The 15,631-nt window shown below is 75.9% G+C and carries 8 protein-coding genes, 1 tRNA gene and 1 pseudogene; 7 read left to right on the plus strand and 3 right to left on the minus strand.

Annotation, left to right across the window (positions count from 1 at the left end; all coding sequences use genetic code 11):
- The first annotated feature begins 38 nt into the window (after positions 1-38).
- From ACFY0X_RS08580 to cobA, 5 genes are all read left to right on the plus strand, one after another.
- The gene (locus ACFY0X_RS08580; protein ID WP_387750753.1) at positions 39-863 is read left to right on the plus strand and encodes a MetQ/NlpA family ABC transporter substrate-binding protein; all 825 of its coding nucleotides are present in this window, start codon (positions 39-41) and stop codon (positions 861-863) included.
- Positions 864-1,062: 199 nt separating this feature from the next.
- Entirely contained in the window at positions 1,063-1,698 is a 636-nt protein-coding gene (locus tag ACFY0X_RS08585) for a GNAT family N-acetyltransferase (protein ID WP_387750756.1), read from the plus strand.
- 137 nt (positions 1,699-1,835) lie between these two features.
- Positions 1,836-3,092 (plus strand): precorrin-6y C5,15-methyltransferase (decarboxylating) subunit CbiE, encoded by a 1,257-nt coding sequence (gene cbiE / locus ACFY0X_RS08590; RefSeq protein WP_387750759.1) that lies wholly within the window; start codon positions 1,836-1,838, stop codon positions 3,090-3,092.
- A 484-nt stretch (positions 3,093-3,576) separates the two neighbouring features.
- Complete coding sequence (gene cobT / locus ACFY0X_RS08595) at positions 3,577-7,500, plus strand: nicotinate-nucleotide--dimethylbenzimidazole phosphoribosyltransferase (protein WP_387750762.1); 3,924 nt, start codon at positions 3,577-3,579, stop codon at positions 7,498-7,500.
- A 106-nt stretch (positions 7,501-7,606) separates the two neighbouring features.
- Positions 7,607-8,854: a uroporphyrinogen-III C-methyltransferase gene (cobA, locus tag ACFY0X_RS08600; protein WP_387750766.1), complete on the plus strand. Its 1,248-nt coding sequence runs from the start codon at positions 7,607-7,609 to the stop codon at positions 8,852-8,854.
- Positions 8,855-8,922: 68 nt separating this feature from the next.
- On the opposite strand, the gene ACFY0X_RS08605 is transcribed toward cobA, so the two are convergent.
- A complete protein-coding gene (locus tag ACFY0X_RS08605; RefSeq protein WP_387750769.1) occupies positions 8,923-11,661 on the minus strand; it encodes a SpoIIE family protein phosphatase in 2,739 nt (912 codons plus the stop codon).
- Between the two features lie 89 nt (positions 11,662-11,750).
- Between ACFY0X_RS08605 and ACFY0X_RS08610 the strand changes: the two genes are divergently transcribed.
- The gene (locus tag ACFY0X_RS08610) at positions 11,751-12,563 is read left to right on the plus strand and encodes a TrmH family RNA methyltransferase (protein WP_387750772.1); all 813 of its coding nucleotides are present in this window, start codon (positions 11,751-11,753) and stop codon (positions 12,561-12,563) included.
- Between the two features lie 793 nt (positions 12,564-13,356).
- On the opposite strand, the pseudogene ACFY0X_RS08615 reads toward ACFY0X_RS08610, so the two are convergent.
- Positions 13,357-14,649, minus strand: a pseudogene (locus tag ACFY0X_RS08615) (serine/threonine-protein kinase); the annotation flags it as partial.
- A gap of 406 nt (positions 14,650-15,055) precedes the next feature.
- Between ACFY0X_RS08615 and ACFY0X_RS08620 the strand changes: the two are divergent.
- Positions 15,056-15,256: a hypothetical protein gene (locus tag ACFY0X_RS08620; protein ID WP_387750775.1), complete on the plus strand. Its 201-nt coding sequence runs from the start codon at positions 15,056-15,058 to the stop codon at positions 15,254-15,256.
- Positions 15,257-15,540: 284 nt separating this feature from the next.
- Here the strand turns inward: ACFY0X_RS08620 and ACFY0X_RS08625 are convergent.
- Positions 15,541-15,612 (minus strand) — tRNA-Val (locus tag ACFY0X_RS08625).
- Positions 15,613-15,631: the final 19 nt, after the last annotated feature.

Raw genomic sequence — 15,631 nt, forward strand, 5'->3', positions numbered from 1 at the left:
GGACGCGGCTCCCCGTTCCACGCAGAAAGGCACTTTTCGTGCGCAACGCCCTGAAGTTCACCAGCGTCCTCGCCACCGCCGGCATCGCCCTCTCGCTCGCCGCCTGCGGCAGCTCCGGGTCCTCCTCCTCGGACCCGAACGCGCCGCTCAAGGTCGCGGCCAGCCCCACCCCGCACGGGCAGATCCTGAAGTTCGTCAAGGACAACCTCGCGGAGAAGGCGGGCCTCAAGCTCGAGATCAAGGAGGTCACCGACTACGTGACCCCCAACACGGCGGTGCAGGACGGTTCGGCCGACGCCAACTACTTCCAGCACCTGCCGTACCTGGAGGACTTCAACAAGAAGAACGGCACGAACATCGTCCCCGTGGAGACGGTGCACCTGGAGCCGCTGGGCGCCTACTCCAAGAAGGTCAAGTCGCTCGCCGAGCTGCCGGACGGCGCCACCGTCGGACTGCCGAACGACGCCACCAACGAGGGCCGCGCGCTCAAGCTGCTCGCCGACAACAAGATCATCACCCTCAAGGACGGCGCCGGCACCGCCGCCACCCCGGCCGACGTCACGGGCAACCCGAAGAACCTCAAGTGGAAGGAGCTGGAGGCCGCCCAGCTGCCCCGCTCCATCTCCGACCTGGACGCCGCCGTCATCAACGGCAACTACGCGATCGAGGCCGGCCTGAAGCCGACCACCGACTCCCTGGTGCTGGAGAAGGCCGAGGGCAACCCGTACGCCAACCTCCTGGCCGTCAAGAAGGGCAAGGAGAACGACCCGCGGGTCAAGAAGCTCGCCGAGCTGCTGCACTCCGCCGAGGTCAAGAAGTACATCGAGGACACCTTCCAGGGCTCGGTCGTCCCGGCCTTCTGAGCCGTCGACCCGCTCGACGCCCCGATCCCGACCGGGCCCCCGCCGCACCTCGGCGGGGGCCCGGTCGGGCAGTATGCAGCAGGGACACTCCGGCCGACCGCGTTCTGACGTACCGTCGTGCGGGCGGCGCACCGCGTGGCACCCGGGGCACGACGGAGGCGTACGGTGTTGTGTTCACGACCCGGCGAGGAGAGACGGCATGGCAGCGAGCTTCCCCGAGACCGCCATCAGCACCGAGCGGCTGCTGCTGCGGCCCCTGGCGGAGGACGACGCCCCCGGCCTGGCCACCATGATGGCCGACGACCTCGTCCTCGCCTGGACGGACCTGCCGCACCCCTTCACCGAGGAGTACGCGGCCGACCTCGCCCGCACCCTCGCCCCCGCCCACCGGGCCGCCGGACGCGGCATCGTCTTCGCCGTCACCGAGCACCTGACCCAGCGCCTGGTCGGCCTGGTCGAGCTGCGCAACACCGACTGGCGGCTGCGCAGCACCGAGATCTCCTACGTCACCGCCGTCTGGGCGCGCGGCGAGGGCTACGCCCCGGAGGCCGTACTCGGCGTCGCCCAGTGGCTGTTCGAGGACCGCGGCTTCCTGCGCCTGGAGCTGCGCACCGCCGCCGGGAACACCGCCGCCCAGCAGGTCGCCCAGAAGATCGGCGGCATCAGCGAGGGCGTGCTGCGCAGCGCCTGGATAGTCCGGGGGGAGTCCGGCGAGGTGGTCGAGGAGAGCCGCAGCGACCTCATCCTGTGGAGCCTGCTCCCGGAGGACCTGGAATCACCCGAACTGCACCGCGACGGCTGGCACGGCGACCACCGGTACGTGCTGCGCGACTGAGCCGCGCCGTCCGTTCTCCCTGCGCGGACATCCGTGCGAGATGTCGGGTCCTCGGGGATCACACCCGGTAGCCTCTGGACCGGCACCGCACGACGGCGGATCGAGTGGCACACCGAGTCGAGGGAGAACGGCCGCAGATGGCTGACCGGATCACGGTCATCGGGTGGGACGGCACACCGCTGACCGAGGCCGCCGGCGCGGCCCTGGCCGCGGCGACCCTGGTGGCCGGCGCCCCCTACCAACTGAACGCGCTCCCGGTGCCGGAGTCCGCCGAGCGGATCACCCTCGGCAACATCCGGGAGGCCGCCCGCAGGATCGCCGAGCACCGCGGCGCCGCCGTCGTGGTCGCCGAGGGCGACCCGGGCTTCTTCGGCGTGGTGCGCACCCTGCGCCGCCCCGAGTACGGCCTCGAACTGGAGGTGCTGCCCGCCGTCTCCTCGGTGGCCGCGGCCTTCGCCCGGGCCGGCATGCCCTGGGAGGACGCCCAGGTGGTCAGCGTGCACGGCGGACGGCTGCGCCGCGCGGCCAACATCTGCCGGGCCCACCCCAAGGTCGCGGTGCTCACCGCGCCGGGCGCCGGGCCCGCCGAACTCGCCCTGATGCTGCGCGGGGTGCACCGGACCTTCGTGGTCTGCGAGGCCCTCGGCACCCCCGACGAGGACGTCACCGTCCTCACCTCCGACCGGATCGCCGACCACGTGTGGCGCGACCCCAATGTGGTGCTGGTGATCGGCGGCGGCGCCCGGACCGCGGTGGTGGACGAGGCGGCCGGCTGGCTCGCCGGCCGCCCGGTCGGCTACCCCGGCGCGGACCGCGGCTGGGCACTCCCCGGTGACGCCTACGCGGGCGCCGGGCGCGCGGAGGACGAACCGGGCGTGCCGGAGGTGCTCCCCGCCCATGTGCGCGCCCTGGTGCTGGCCCGTCTGGGTGCGCGTCCCGGGGACCTGGTCTGGTCGGTCGGCGCCGGCAGCGGCGCCCTCGCGGTGGAGGCGGCCCGGTTCGGCGCCGCCGTGGTCGCGGTGGAGGGCTCCCGCTCGGCCTGCGCCCGGCTGACCGTCAACGCCCGCCGCTACGGCGTCGAGGTGGAGACGGTGTACGGGAGCGGCCCCGAGGTGCTGGGCGGCCTGCCGGAGCCGGACGCGGCGGTGGTGGAGTCCGGCGGCCTCGACGTGGTGCGGGCGGTGCTGGCCCGGCGGCCCGAGCGGTTCGTCGCGCTGCCCCGGACCCTCGCCGAGGCGGAGGAGGTCCACCGGGCGATCGCCGGGGCCGGCTACCGGGCGGACGGCGCGCTGCTCCAGTCGACCCCGCTGCGGCCGGTGGGGAGCGGCGACGGGCTGGCGCCGGGGGCGGGCGGAACCGGCGCGCTGGTGCTCTGGGGTGAGCAGATCGTGTGAAGGCCGTGGGCGCGCGCCGGGACCGTCCGGTGGCGTCGACGGTGATCCAGGTCGCATCCGGACACCGATTCGAGAGGTGACCGCGCCGGGCCGGTAGTGTGACGTCCTGGGCGGCGCGTCGGTCGGCGACCCACCCGATTCGGTCGGTTTGTCACCTTTTTGACGTGGTGCAATCCGGTTCCGCTCGGAGTGTGGGCAATTCGACGGGCCTCGTGCCGGACCTGGAGAATGCCGTAGGGTCCGGTGCGGTCGTGCCGGTTGCTCCGGGTTGTCGTTGTTTCAGACGATGTGCCGCCCCGTACGGGCGGTGCGCCGGACCCCGGGGTGCCGCAGCGCACCGGATGGACTTGGGCCGCAGCGCCACGGCGCGGCGGCCGCGTGTGGTTAGGGGCGGGTCGGTGCTGGTTCGGCCCGTGCGGATGGGCGCTGCGATCGGTGATCGTGTCGCCGAGGGCGCGGCAGCGGCCTGGAAGGAGCTTTGACAATGACCGATGGCGGCCACGTCCCGGGCGAGGGACTGCCGGAGCACCTGCACGCCGGGCCGGACCCGCTCGGCGGACCGGAGGGCGTCGCGGGCGTTGCACCCCTCCAGGGCGTCGCGACGGACGGCGGACTGATCCCCGGCCAGGCGGCCCCGATCGGCGGAGTCCCCGGCGCGGTGCCCCCGGGCGCGGGCGTCGTCCCGCCGCAGGCCCAGCACGGCTACGGCGTTCCCGGCGTGCCCCAGCCCGGCCACCCCGGCGACGGCTGGGCCGTCGACCAGGGCGCCCCGCGCCCGGCCTTCCACTTCCTCGACCAGCCCGACGCGCCGGACGGCCTGGACGACGAGGACGACGTGCTGCTGATGCCCGGCCCGCAGGGCTCCTGGGGCGAGCCGGCGGCCGTCCCGGCCGAGCAGGTGCCGCTCGCGCCGCAGGACGGCATGCCGGTCGAGCCGTCCTGGCCGCCGGTGGACCCGCCGGCGCTCGGCGCCGAGCACGCCCTCCAGCAGCAGCCCGTCCAGACGCAGCCGCAGCAGCCGGTGACGCAGGCTCAGCAGCCGCGCCGACCGCTGCACGCCGGCCCGCCGATCCCGGACCCGTCGCTGATGACCGGCCAGGTGCCGGTCCGCTCGCTGGCCGACCGCGGCCCCTCGCAGGGCGGCACGCCCGCGCACGGCATCCCGGTGGTCGGCCGTCCGCCGATGGCCGAGGCCGCCGCCCCGGCTCCCGCCGTCGCGCCGCAGGCCGCCGTCCCGGTGCCGCCGGTCGCTCCGGGCGTTCCGGTCGCGGACGGGCAGCAGCCGCCGCAGGACTTCCAGCAGGCCCAGCAGGTGCCGCTGGCCGCGCCGCCGGTCGAGGCCGTGCCGGCCGTCGAGATGGTCGGGGCGATCGAGGTGATCGAGGTCGTGGAGACGCCGGAGGCCCTCCAGGCCGTTCCGGCCCAGTCCGCGCAGGACGTGACGGCGCCCCAGGCCGCCGCCGAGGCGGTCGAGGCCGGCGAGGTCGCGCCGCAGGCCGTGGTGGCCGAGCAGGCCCAGGCCCAGGCGCAGGCCGAGAGCGAGGCCGTCCAGCCGGTGGCCGAGGCGGCCGGCGCACCCGTCGCCGAGGCCGTCGCCGTCGAGCCGGCTGTCGCCGAGGCCGTCGTCGCCGAGGGTGCCGCGACCGACGGCGCCGCGGTGCCCGCCGAGCAGCCCGAGGCCGCCGCCCCGGCCGGTCAGCCGCGCCGGATCTCCGCCTTCCTCGCCGCGCCCACCCCGCACGGCCTGCCCAAGGTGGCGCCGGCCGAGCAGGCTCCGGTCGTCGAGGAGGCGGCCCCGCAGCAGCCCGTCCCCATAGCGGCCGCCGACGCGCCGCAGGCCGCCGGGGTCGTGGAGGGCGCTCAGGCCGCCGAGGCCGTGGCGCCCGCCGAGGCCGCCCCGGTTGCCGAGGCCGTCGAGGCGGTCGCCGCCGCCGAGCAGGCCCCGCCGGTCGAGACCGCGCCGGAGGCCGTCGTGGAGCCGGCCGCCGAGCCGGTCGCCGAGACCGCCGCGGGCACCGGTGAGATGCCCTCCGGGCAGGCCGTCACCGAGCCCGCCGCCGAGGCCGAGCAGCCGCAGCAGCAGCCCGAGGCCCCGGCCGAGGCGGCCGCCGAGCCGGTCGCGGAGCAGGCCGTCGAGGCGCCCGCGGAGGCCGACGCCACCGCCGCCGTCGAGCCGGTCGCCGAGGCTCCGGCCGAGGCCGCCCCCGAGGCGGAGGCGGCCCAGCCCGCCGTAGCCGCCGAGGAGGCCGCCGCCGAGGCCGCGGAGCCTGCCGAGCAGGCCGCACCCGCCGAGGGCGCCGCCGAGCAGCCCGCCGCCCCGGAGGCCGAGGCCCCCGTGGAGCAGGCCGCCGAGCAGGCGCAGCCCCCGGCCGAGGGCGGGGCCGAGCCCGCCGCCGTCGCGGAGCCCGCCGCAGCCCAGGAGGCCGAGCCCGCCCAGGAACAGGCCGCCGAGCCCGCTGCCGAGTCGGCCGAGCAGCCCGCCGCCGAAGCCCCGCAGCCCGCCGAAGCCCCCCAGGCCACCGACGCCACCGACGCCCCCGAGGACCAGGCCGCCGCCGAGCAGCCCGTCGCAGTGGAGGCGCAGGAGCAGCCGGAACAGTCGGAGCAGCAGCCCGAGGAAGCCGCCGAGCCCACCGAGCCCGCCGAGCCGCGCGGCCCGGCCGCCCCCGGCTTCGACGAGGCCGGCCGCGAGGCCGTCCACCAGGTGATCCGCGAGCGCCGCGACGTGCGCAACGGCTTCCGCCCGGACCCGATCCCGCACGAGGTGCTGATCCGCGTCCTGGAGGCCGCCCACACCGCGCCCAGCGTCGGCTACTCGCAGCCCTGGGACTTCGTGGTGATCCGCTCGGCCAAGACCCGCCGGCGGATGCACGCCCTGGCCGAGCGCCAGCGCGAGGCGTACGCGGACTCGCTGCCCAAGGGCCGGGCCAAGCAGTTCAAGGAAATCAAGATCGAGGCCATCCTCGACACCCCGGTCAACATCGTGGTGACCTCCGACCGCACCCGCGGCGGCCGGCACACCCTGGGCCGCCACACCCAGCCGCAGATGGCCCCGTACTCGGCCGCCCTGGCCGTGGAGAACCTCTGGCTGGCCGCCCGCGCCGAGGGCCTGGGCGTCGGCTGGGTGAGCTTCTTCGACGACGAGGAGCTGGTCCGCGAGCTCGGACTGCCCGAGCACCTGGAGGTCGTCGCCTACCTGTGCGTCGGCTTCGTCGACGAGTTCCCGGGCGAGCCCGAGCTGGAGCAGCAGGGCTGGGCCAAGAAGCGCCCGCTGTCCTGGGTCGTCCACGAGGAGCAGTACGGCAACCGCGCGCTGCCCGGCGAGGAGCCGCAGAGCCTGCTCGCCGAGACGCTGCGCGGCATCCGCCCGCTGGACGCCAAGGCGCTCGGCGAGGCCTGGGACCGGCAGAAGCGGATGACCAAGCCGGCCGGCTCGCTCGGCATGCTGGAGATCATCTCCGCCCAGCTGTGCGGCCTGTCCCGCAAGTGCCCGCCGCCGATCCCGGAGCCCGCCTGCGTGGCGATCTTCGCCGGCGACCACGGCGTGCACGCCCAGGGCGTCAGCCCCTGGCCGCAGGAGGTGACCGCCCAGATGGTCGCCAACTTCCTGGCCGGGGGAGCGGTGATCAACTCCTTCGCCAAGCAGATCGGCACCGAGGTCTGCGTGGTCGACGTCGGCGTCGCCGCCGAACTGCCGGACGCCGTCCAGCAGGGCCGGGCCACCGGCCTGCTGCCGCGCAAGGTCCGCCCCGGCACCGCCGACATGACCCAGGGCCCGGCGATGACCCGCGAGGAGGCCCTCAAGGCCATCGAGGTCGGCATCGAGACCGCCCGCGACCTGGTCGCGGCGGGCAACAAGGCGCTGGTCACCGGCGACATGGGGATCGCCAACACCACCGCCTCGGCCGCCCTGATCTCGGTGTTCACCGGCCTCGACCCGGCCGAGGTCACCGGCCGCGGCACCGGCATCGACGACGAGACCCACGCCCGCAAGATCGAGGTCGTCCGCGCCGCGCTGGCCCTGCACCAGCCCGACCCGAGCGACCCGGTCGGCGTGCTCGCCGCCGTCGGCGGCCTGGAGCACGCCGCCCTGGCCGGCTTCCTGCTGGGCGCCGCCTCGCTGCGCACCCCGGTGGTCCTGGACGGCGTCATCGCCGGCTCGGCCGCGCTGGCCGCCAAGGCCATCGCCCCCGAGGTGCTGGCCGCCTGCATCGCCGGCCACCGCTCCGCCGAGCCCGGCCACCAGGCCGCGCTGGCGAAGCTCGGCCTGCGCCCGCTGATCGACCTGGACCTGCGGCTCGGCGAGGGCACCGGTGCCCTGCTGGCCCTGCCGCTGGTGCAGAGCGCGGCCCGCGCGATGCACGATGTAGCCACCTTCGACTCCGCCGGGGTCACCGAGAAGGCCTGACGCATCCCGTCACCGCTCCGCGGACCGGCCCGAGGGCGCGCCGGTCCGCGGAGCGGTGACGTGCCGCACCGTCCCCACACCCTCACCCCGATCAGGAGCACCGCCGATGACCGCGCCCACCCCGCACCCGAGCACCGAGGGCCGTACCCCCTACCCGGTCGGCCTGCTGCTGGCCGGCCGCCGCGTCGTCGTGGTCGGCGGCGGCCAGGTCGCCCAGCGGCGGCTGCCCGCCCTGATCGCCACCGGCGCCGACCTGCACCTGATATCCCCGGCCACCACCCCGGCCGTCCAGGCGATGGCCGACGCCGGTGAACTCACCTGGCACGCCCGCCCGTACCGGGACGGCGACCTGGCCGACACCTGGTACGCCCTGGTCGCCACCGACGACCAGGCCGTCAACACGGCGGTCAGCGCCGAGGCCGAGCGCGAGCGGGTGTTCTGCTCCCGCAGCGACGACGCCGCCGCGGCCACCGCCTGGACCCCGGCCAGCGGCCGCGACGCCGGCGCCACCGTCGCCGTCCTCACCGGCGACCCGCGGCACTCCGCCGCCCTGCGCGACGCCATCGTGGACGGCCTGCGGGACGGCTCGCTGGCCGCCCGCCAGTACCGCTCGCACGGCGCCGGCGTGGCCCTGGTCGGCGGCGGCCCCGGCGACCCGGACCTGATCACCGTGCGCGGCCGCCGGCTGCTCGCCGACGCCGACGTGGTCGTCACCGACCGCCTCGCCCCGCGCGAGCTGCTCGCCGAGCTGCCCGAGCACGTCGAGGTGATCGACGCCTCCAAGATCCCGTACGGCCGCTTCATGGCCCAGGAGGCGATCAACCGCACCCTGATCGAGCACGCCAAGGCCGGCAAGTTCGTGGTCCGGCTCAAGGGCGGCGACCCGTACGTCTTCGGCCGCGGCGGCGAGGAGCTGCTGGCCTGCGCGGAGGCCGGGCTGCCGGTCACCGTGGTGCCCGGGATCTCCAGCTCGATCAGCGTCCCCGCGGCGGCCGGCGTCCCGGTCACCCACCGCGGCCTGACCCACGAGTTCACCGTGATCTCCGGCCACGTCGGCCCGGACGACGAGCGCTCGCTCACCAACTGGGAGGCCGCCGCGAAGATGAGCGGCACCCTGGTGCTGCTGATGGCCGTCGACAAGATCGGCGCGATCGCCGCCCGGCTGGTCGAGTACGGCCGGCCCGCGGACACCCCGGTCGCCGTCGTCCAGGAGGGCACCACCGCCGCCCAGCGCCGGGTGGACGCCACCCTCGGCACCGTCGCCGCGGTGGTCGAGGCCGAGGGCGTCAAGCCCCCGGCGGTCATCGTGGTCGGCGACGTCGTCGACGTGCTGGCCGCGGCGTTCCGGCCGTAGGCCCGTCCGGAGCGGGAAGCCGGCCGGCCCGGCTTCCCGCTCCGGTGCCGCCCCGGGCAGCGGCGGGCCTACTCCAGCGGCTGCTCCGTCCAGATGACCTTCCCGGTCGCCGTGTAGCGCGTCCCCCAGCGGTCCGCGAACTGCGCGACCAGGAACAGCCCGCGCCCGCCCTCGTCCTCGGTCGCCGCGTACCGCAGGTGCGGCGAGGTGCTGCTGCCGTCCGACACCTCGCAGATCAGCGCGCGGTCCCGCAGCAGCCGCACCCGGATCGGCCCGGAGCCGTACCGGATCGCGTTGGTCACCAGCTCGCTCAGGATCAGCTCGGTGACGAACGCGGCCTCCGCCAGCCCCCAGGCCGTCAGCCGCTCCGCCACCGCGGCCCGGACCTCGCCCACCGCCGCCGGGTCGGACGGCACGTCCCACTGCGCCACCTGGTCCGGCGCCAGCACCCTGGTCCGCGCCACCAGCAGCGCGATGTCGTCCTGCGGGTGCTCCGGCAGCATCGCCCCGAGCACGTCCGCACAGGTCTGCTCGGGGGACCGCGGCGGCCCGGACAGCGCCGCCCGCAGCCGCTCCAGCCCCTCGTCGATGTCCCGCTGCCGGTCCTCCACCAGCCCGTCGGTGTACAGCACCAGCCGACTGCCCTCGGCCAGCTCCAGCTCGGCCGTCTCGAACGGCAGCACCCCCAGCCCCAGCGGCGGCCCGGTCGGCAGCTCCGGGAACACCACCCGGCCCTCCGGTTCCACCACGGCCGGCGGCGGGTGCCCGGCGGTGGCCAGCGTGCAGCGCCGCGACACCGGGTCGTAGATCGCGTACAGGCAGGTCGCCCCGGCCAGCTCCGCGCGCCCGCCGCCCGCCACCTCGTCCTGGTCGATCCGGTTCACCAGCTCGTCCAGGTGCCCCAGCAGCTCGTCCGGCGGCAGGTCCAGGGTCGAGAAGTTGTGGATCGCGGTGCGCAGCCGGCCCATCGTCGCCGCCGCGTGCAGCCCGTGCCCCACCACGTCCCCGACCACCAGCGCCACCCGCGCGCCCGGCAGCGGGATCACGTCGAACCAGTCCCCGCCCACCCCGGCCTGGGCCGGCAGGTAGCGGTGCGCCACGTCCAGCGCGGTCTGCTGCGGCAGGTTGCGCGGCAGCAGGCTGTGCTGGAGCGTCACCGCCATGGTGTGCTCCCGGGTGTAGCGGCGGGCGTTGTCGATGCACACCGCCGCGTGCGACACCAGCTCCTCGGCCAGCGCCAGGTCGTCCGCCTCGAACGGCTCGGCCCGCTGCGCCCGCCAGAACCGGACCACCCCCAGCAGCACCCCGCGCGCCCGCACCGGCACCCGCACCAGCGAGTGCACCCCGTACGCCAGCGCCTGCGCCGACCGCTCCGGGTCCTGCTCCCGCCACCCGTCGGCGTCCGCCAGACGCGGCTCCATGCCGGCTTCGCCGCTGTCCAGGGCCCCGGCCAGCGGGGTCGCCGGCACCACGTCCAGCACCGTGCCGACCGGGTAGAACGGCGCGTCGTCCCGCACACCCGTCAGCGCGACCCGGCGCATCCGCCCCAGCGAGGGGCCCGGCGGCTCCTCACCGGTCAGCACCTGGTCCGCCAGGTCCACCGTGACGAAGTCCGCGAACCGCGGCACCGTGACCTGCGCCAGCTCCTCCGCCGTCCGCGTCACGTCCAGCGTGCTGCCCACCGTCACCCCGGCGTCGTACAGCAGCCGCAGCCGCCGCTGCGCGCGCTCGACCCGGCCGGACAGCGCCGCCAGCTCGGTGGAGTCGCGCAGCGTGGCGACGCAGCCCGGCAGCCCGCCAGGCTGGTCGATCAGCCGGACGTTCACCGCCAGCAGCCGCTCCCCGGACAGCACCACCTCGTCGGTCACCGGGCGCCCGGCGGTCAGCAGCCCCAGCGGTGCCTGCTCCAGGCCCAGCCCGCTCACCGGGCGGCCCTCGGCGTCCGGCGGCAGGTCCAGCAGCCGGCGCGCCTCGTCGTTGCAGAGCAGCAGCCGCCCGTCCCCGCCGACGATCATCACGCCCTCGCGCACCGCGTGCAGCACCGCCGCGTGGTGCTCGTACATCCGGGTCATCTCGACCGGGCCCAGCCCGTGCGTCTGGCGCCGCAGCCGCCGGCTGATCAGCGCCGTCCCGAGCGTGGCCAGCCCCACCGCGACCGCCGCCGCGCCCAGCACCACCGGCAGCTGGCGCTCACTGGCGCTGCTGACGTTGCTCAGCGTGACGCCCGCCGAGACCAGCCCGACCACCGAGTTGTCCGGCGCGTACACCGGGACCACCGCCTGCACCAGCGGGCCGAGCGTGCCCGTGACCTGCTCGGTCACCACCTGCCCGTGCAGGGCGGGCTCGTAGGTGCCGACGAACTTCGCGCCGATCCGTGCCGGGTTCGGGTGGGTGTAGCGGATGCCCTGGTTGTTCAGCACCACGATGAAGTCCACGCCGGAGGCGACCCGCGCGGACTGCGCCCTCGGCTGCAGGACGGCCGTCGGGTCGGGGGAGCGCAGCGCGTCCACGATCCCCGGCGAACTGGCGAAGGTCTGCGCCACCGCCACCGAACGGTTGCGCGCCTCGTGCTCGGCGTCGTTGCGCGACTGCACCACCAGCGCCACCGCGGCCGTCACCACCAGCAGCAGCACGACCAGGACCTGGAGCGCGAAGACCTGCCCCGCCACCGAACGGTGCCACACCGGCCACCGCCGCTTCGCACGCGGCAGCTGTGGCCGACCGTGTGGGCGCCCACCGGGGGAGCCGGCGGTGCCAGTGGCGCCAGAGGCCGACGGAGCCCAGGATCGACCCGGATTACGGGCCATACGGTCATATTTGCACTATGGCCAGCCGGGGACCACCCCGCCCCCTCGGCCGTTTGGCCTTCCTCGCCCCGGCTTGGCAAGATCGCAGGGTGTCCGAACCCCGCACCATCACCGACCCGGCCGACCCCCGCCTCGCCGACTACACCGGCCTCACCGACGTCGAACTGCGCCGCCGCCGCGAACCGGCGGAGGGCCTGTTCATCGCCGAGGGGGAAAAGGTCATCCGCCGCGCCCTCGCCGCCGGCTACCGGATGCGGTCGATGCTGCTCACCCCCAAGTGGCTGGAGGTGATGGGCGACGTCATCGCCGGGGCCGACGCCCCGGTCCACGTGGTCGAGCCCGCGCTCGCCGAAGCCGTCACCGGCTACCACGTGCACCGCGGCGCCCTCGCCTCGATGGAGCGCAAGCCCCTCCCGGACGCCGCCGAGGTGCTCGCCGGGGCCCGCCGGGTCGCCGTGCTGGAGGGCCTGGTCGACCACACCAACCTGGGCGCCATCTTCCGCAGCGCCGCCGCCCTCGGGATGGACGCCGTCCTGCTCTCGCCCGACTGCGCCGACCCGCTCTACCGGCGCGCCGTCAAGGTCTCCATGGGCGCCGTCTTCGCCGTCCCGTACGCCCGCCTGGACCCGTGGCCGGCCGCCCTCGACACCGTCCGCGGGGCCGGCTTCACCCTGCTCGCCCTGACCCCCGCCGACAGTGCGGTGGACCTCCACACCCTGACCCCGCACGGCCTGCCCAAGGCCGCTCTGATGCTCGGCGCCGAGGGCGACGGCCTCACCCCCCGCGCCATCGCCGCCGCCCACCACCCGGTCCGGATCCCGATGGCCCACGGCATCGACTCCCTCAACGTCGGCGCCGCCGCAGCCGTGGCCTTCTACGCCGTCACCACACCCACCCCGTAACCAGCCGGCACCGGCACCGCGCGAGAAGTCGGTCCACCCGACTTCTCGCGCGCGCACGCCTACGCCGCTGGGCGGTGCGGGGGTTCGGTCTACGCCGGAGGCTGGCCCGTCCGACTTCTCGTGCCGGCCCGACGCCGTGACACCGCGGCAAGCCCGGTGGGCGTCAGCCGGTGGGGGAGGTGGGCGGGGCCGGGGCGGCCGCCGGGGGCGGGGTGGTGGCGCCGGGCCAGGACTCGTCGAGGGTGCCGTCGGGGCGGACGGTGTAGCGGGTGGAGGAGACGGCCCCGGTGACGGCCGAGCGCTCCTCGCGGACGACCGTGCCGCCTTCCAACCGCCAGCCGGCCGCCGCCTGCGGGTCGGCCACCGAGGTGCGGGAGGTGGTGGCGACCGGCGTGTCCCCGGCGAAGGTGTAGAGCTGGACGAGGTCGACCGGCGCCGAGCCCTCCGTGCGCCGCAGGACGACCACCGCGGCCGGCAGGCCCTTGTACCGGGCCGGCAGCACCGCGCTCAGCGCGACCTGCGGCCCGGCCCCGACGGAGTGCCCGTTCTGCAGGGTGACGGCGGGCCCGCCGGGCCCGTCGGGGTAGCTGTGGTTGGGCCAGTCCACGGCCGGCACCGGCGCCTGCGGGGGCGTCAGCCCGGCGTCCGCGCCGCTGCGGGCGGCTGCCGGCAGCGGTACGGCCGAGGCCTGTGGCGCGACGTCGGCCGACGTCCCCGGCACGGCCTGCTGGCTGCCGGAGCCCGCGTTCGCCACCACCGCGGTCGGCGGTCGCACGCTCCGGTCGTCCCGGTTCTCGCAGCCCTGCGCCGCCGCGATGGCCAGCGCCACCCCGATGGTCACCGTGACGAAGACCACCAGCCGCTGCCGGAGCAGCCGCTGCCGTGCGCTGCCGGGCCGTCCGCCGGGGACGGGGGTGTGCTGGCGGTCCCGGGGACGCACCCGGTCACGGGGCCCGGGGCGGGCCGGCGGCGGGGTCTGCGGGTGGTCCGGACGCTTCCGCAGCGGGCGGGTCACCGGCGTGGCCTCGGACCGGGGGGCGGGCGCGGCCGGGCCGTGCGGGCGCCGTCCGGCGGCCCCGGCCGCCTGCGCACCTGGCCGGCCCGCCGCCGTCCGGGCCCGCGCCGCGGCGGGCGGCTCGGGCGAGCGCCCGGGGGCGGGCACGCCCTGACGGCCGTTCTCCTGCTGGGCCGGAGCCGGCGCCGGAGCCGGCGCGTTCCGCCCGGGCCGCGCCGCGCGGGTGCCGGCGGCGGAGGCCCCCGCCGCCGTACCGCGCGCCGCGAGCTCGCTGAGCCGCTCGTGCAGCGCGGCGGCCCCGGGCCGTTCGGCGGGCTCCTTGGCCAGGCAGGCCCGGATCAGCGGTGCCAGCTGCGGCGGTACCGCCGAGAGGTCGGGCTCCTCGTGGACGACCCGGTACAGCATCACTTCGGAGGACGCCCCGGACCCGAACGGGGTGTCCCCCGTGAGGGCGTACGCGAGGGTCGCCCCGAAGGCGAAGACGTCGGTGGCGGGCGTGACGGCGGCCCCGCGCACCTGCTCGGGCGCGAGGAAGCCGGGGGAGCCGACCGCCGTGCCGACGTGGGTGAGCGTGCTGGCGCCGCGCGACCACGCGATGCCGAAGTCGATGATCCGCGGGCCCCGGGGCGAGAGCAGGATGTTGGACGGCTTGAGGTCCCGGTGGACCACCCCCGCCTCGTGCACCTTGACCAGTCCGTCGGCCAGCGCGGCCCCGATCCGGGCCGCCTCGGGCCAGTTCATCGGCCCCTCGTCGCCGACCCGCTTGTAGAGCGAGGGCCCCGGCACGTACGCGGTGGCCAGCCAGGGCCGGTCGGTCTCGATGTCGGAGCCGACCACGCGCGCGGTGCAGCCGCCCCGGATCCGGGAGGCGGCGGCGATCTCGCGGGCGAAGCGGGTACGGAACTCCTGGTCCTCGGCGAGTTCGGCGCGGATGAGCTTGAGGGCGACGCGCTGTCCGCGGCGGTCGGACCCGAGGTACACCACGCCCATGCCGCCGGCGCCAAGTCGCCGGTGCAGGCGGTACGGCCCGACGATGCGGGGGTCCTCACGCCTCAGCCGCATCATCGCCATGTTTCGTTCCCCGTCAGCCGGTGGGTGAGGCCCCGTCGGTTGGGGCATCGTCAGTTCCTGTCCGGCACAGCTTACGGACTGCCCGCTGCGGTGTGCTGATACGCAACACCTGAAGCCGCCGTGCGATTGTCGGATCTTGCGCTGACCTGCAGGTCACAGGGCCGTCGAGGGGCGTCTCGGGGTTTCCCCTCAGGGTTCCCTCGGGGGTCGGAGGAGAGTTCCGTCCCCCTGCGGTAGTACGTCCCGAGTCCCATCGTCATCCTCCGGGACGTCCGAGGAACAGTACGACGGCATGACGTCCGCAGGGCCCCCGGCCCATAGCGTTGTGTCCAGCGGTGGACGGGGAGCTCGTCCCCCGAGGTAAGCCGTCCACCGCGCCAAACTCGACCGGATCAGGAGCAAGGACATGCCACCGCAGCTCACGGGAACCTCCCGCCGCCGTCGGCCGGCCTTCGTCCAGTCCCGGTCCGCCGAGCAGCCCACCCGGCACCCCGCCGTGGCGCTGGCCATGGCCCTGCCGTGCGCCGTGCTCCTGGTGCTGCTCTTCGGGGGGTGGGAGCAGATGGCGAACCAGGCGCAGGCCCTCGCCGATCTGGTCACCCGCTGAGCAGGAGGAAGAAGGACACCGGCCCCGAGCCGGTCGAAGACGGGCACCGATCCCCTGGGGACGGGGAACGGTGCCGCCGGGGAGGCCGCGGCCGCGATGACTCGCGGACGGGCGGGAGCGGTGCGCAGAGCACCCCGGCAGGCGGAGGTGCCGCGTACGGACGTCGGTGAGGGCGTCCGTACGCGGCTCTTCCCGTTCCCCCGCAGTTCCGCGTCCCGATCCGTACGGGGACGCAAAGAGACCGGGGCCGCAGTCCTAACGGACTACGACCCCGGTCGTCACTGTGCGCGATACTGGGATTGAACCAGTGACCCCTACCGTGTCAAGGTAGTGCTCTCCCGCTGAGCTAATCGCGCCTGGTGAGGCGGTCGTGCA

This window comes from Kitasatospora sp. NPDC001547, from assembly GCF_042894165.1.
In the GTDB taxonomy this organism is placed as follows: domain Bacteria; phylum Actinomycetota; class Actinomycetes; order Streptomycetales; family Streptomycetaceae; genus Kitasatospora.

Excerpts from the sequence above, each read along its gene's own strand:
- ACFY0X_RS08585 (WP_387750756.1), top strand. The coding sequence starts at position 1,063 with ATGGCAGCGAGCTTCCCCGAGACCGCCATCAGCACCGAGCGGCTGCTG.
- cbiE (WP_387750759.1), top strand. The coding sequence starts at position 1,836 with ATGGCTGACCGGATCACGGTCATCGGGTGGGACGGCACACCGCTGACC.
- cobT (WP_387750762.1), top strand. The coding sequence starts at position 3,577 with ATGACCGATGGCGGCCACGTCCCGGGCGAGGGACTGCCGGAGCACCTG.
- cobA (WP_387750766.1), top strand. The coding sequence starts at position 7,607 with ATGACCGCGCCCACCCCGCACCCGAGCACCGAGGGCCGTACCCCCTAC.
- ACFY0X_RS08605 (WP_387750769.1), bottom strand. The coding sequence starts at position 11,661 with ATGGCCCGTAATCCGGGTCGATCCTGGGCTCCGTCGGCCTCTGGCGCC.
- ACFY0X_RS08620 (WP_387750775.1), top strand. The coding sequence starts at position 15,056 with ATGCCACCGCAGCTCACGGGAACCTCCCGCCGCCGTCGGCCGGCCTTC.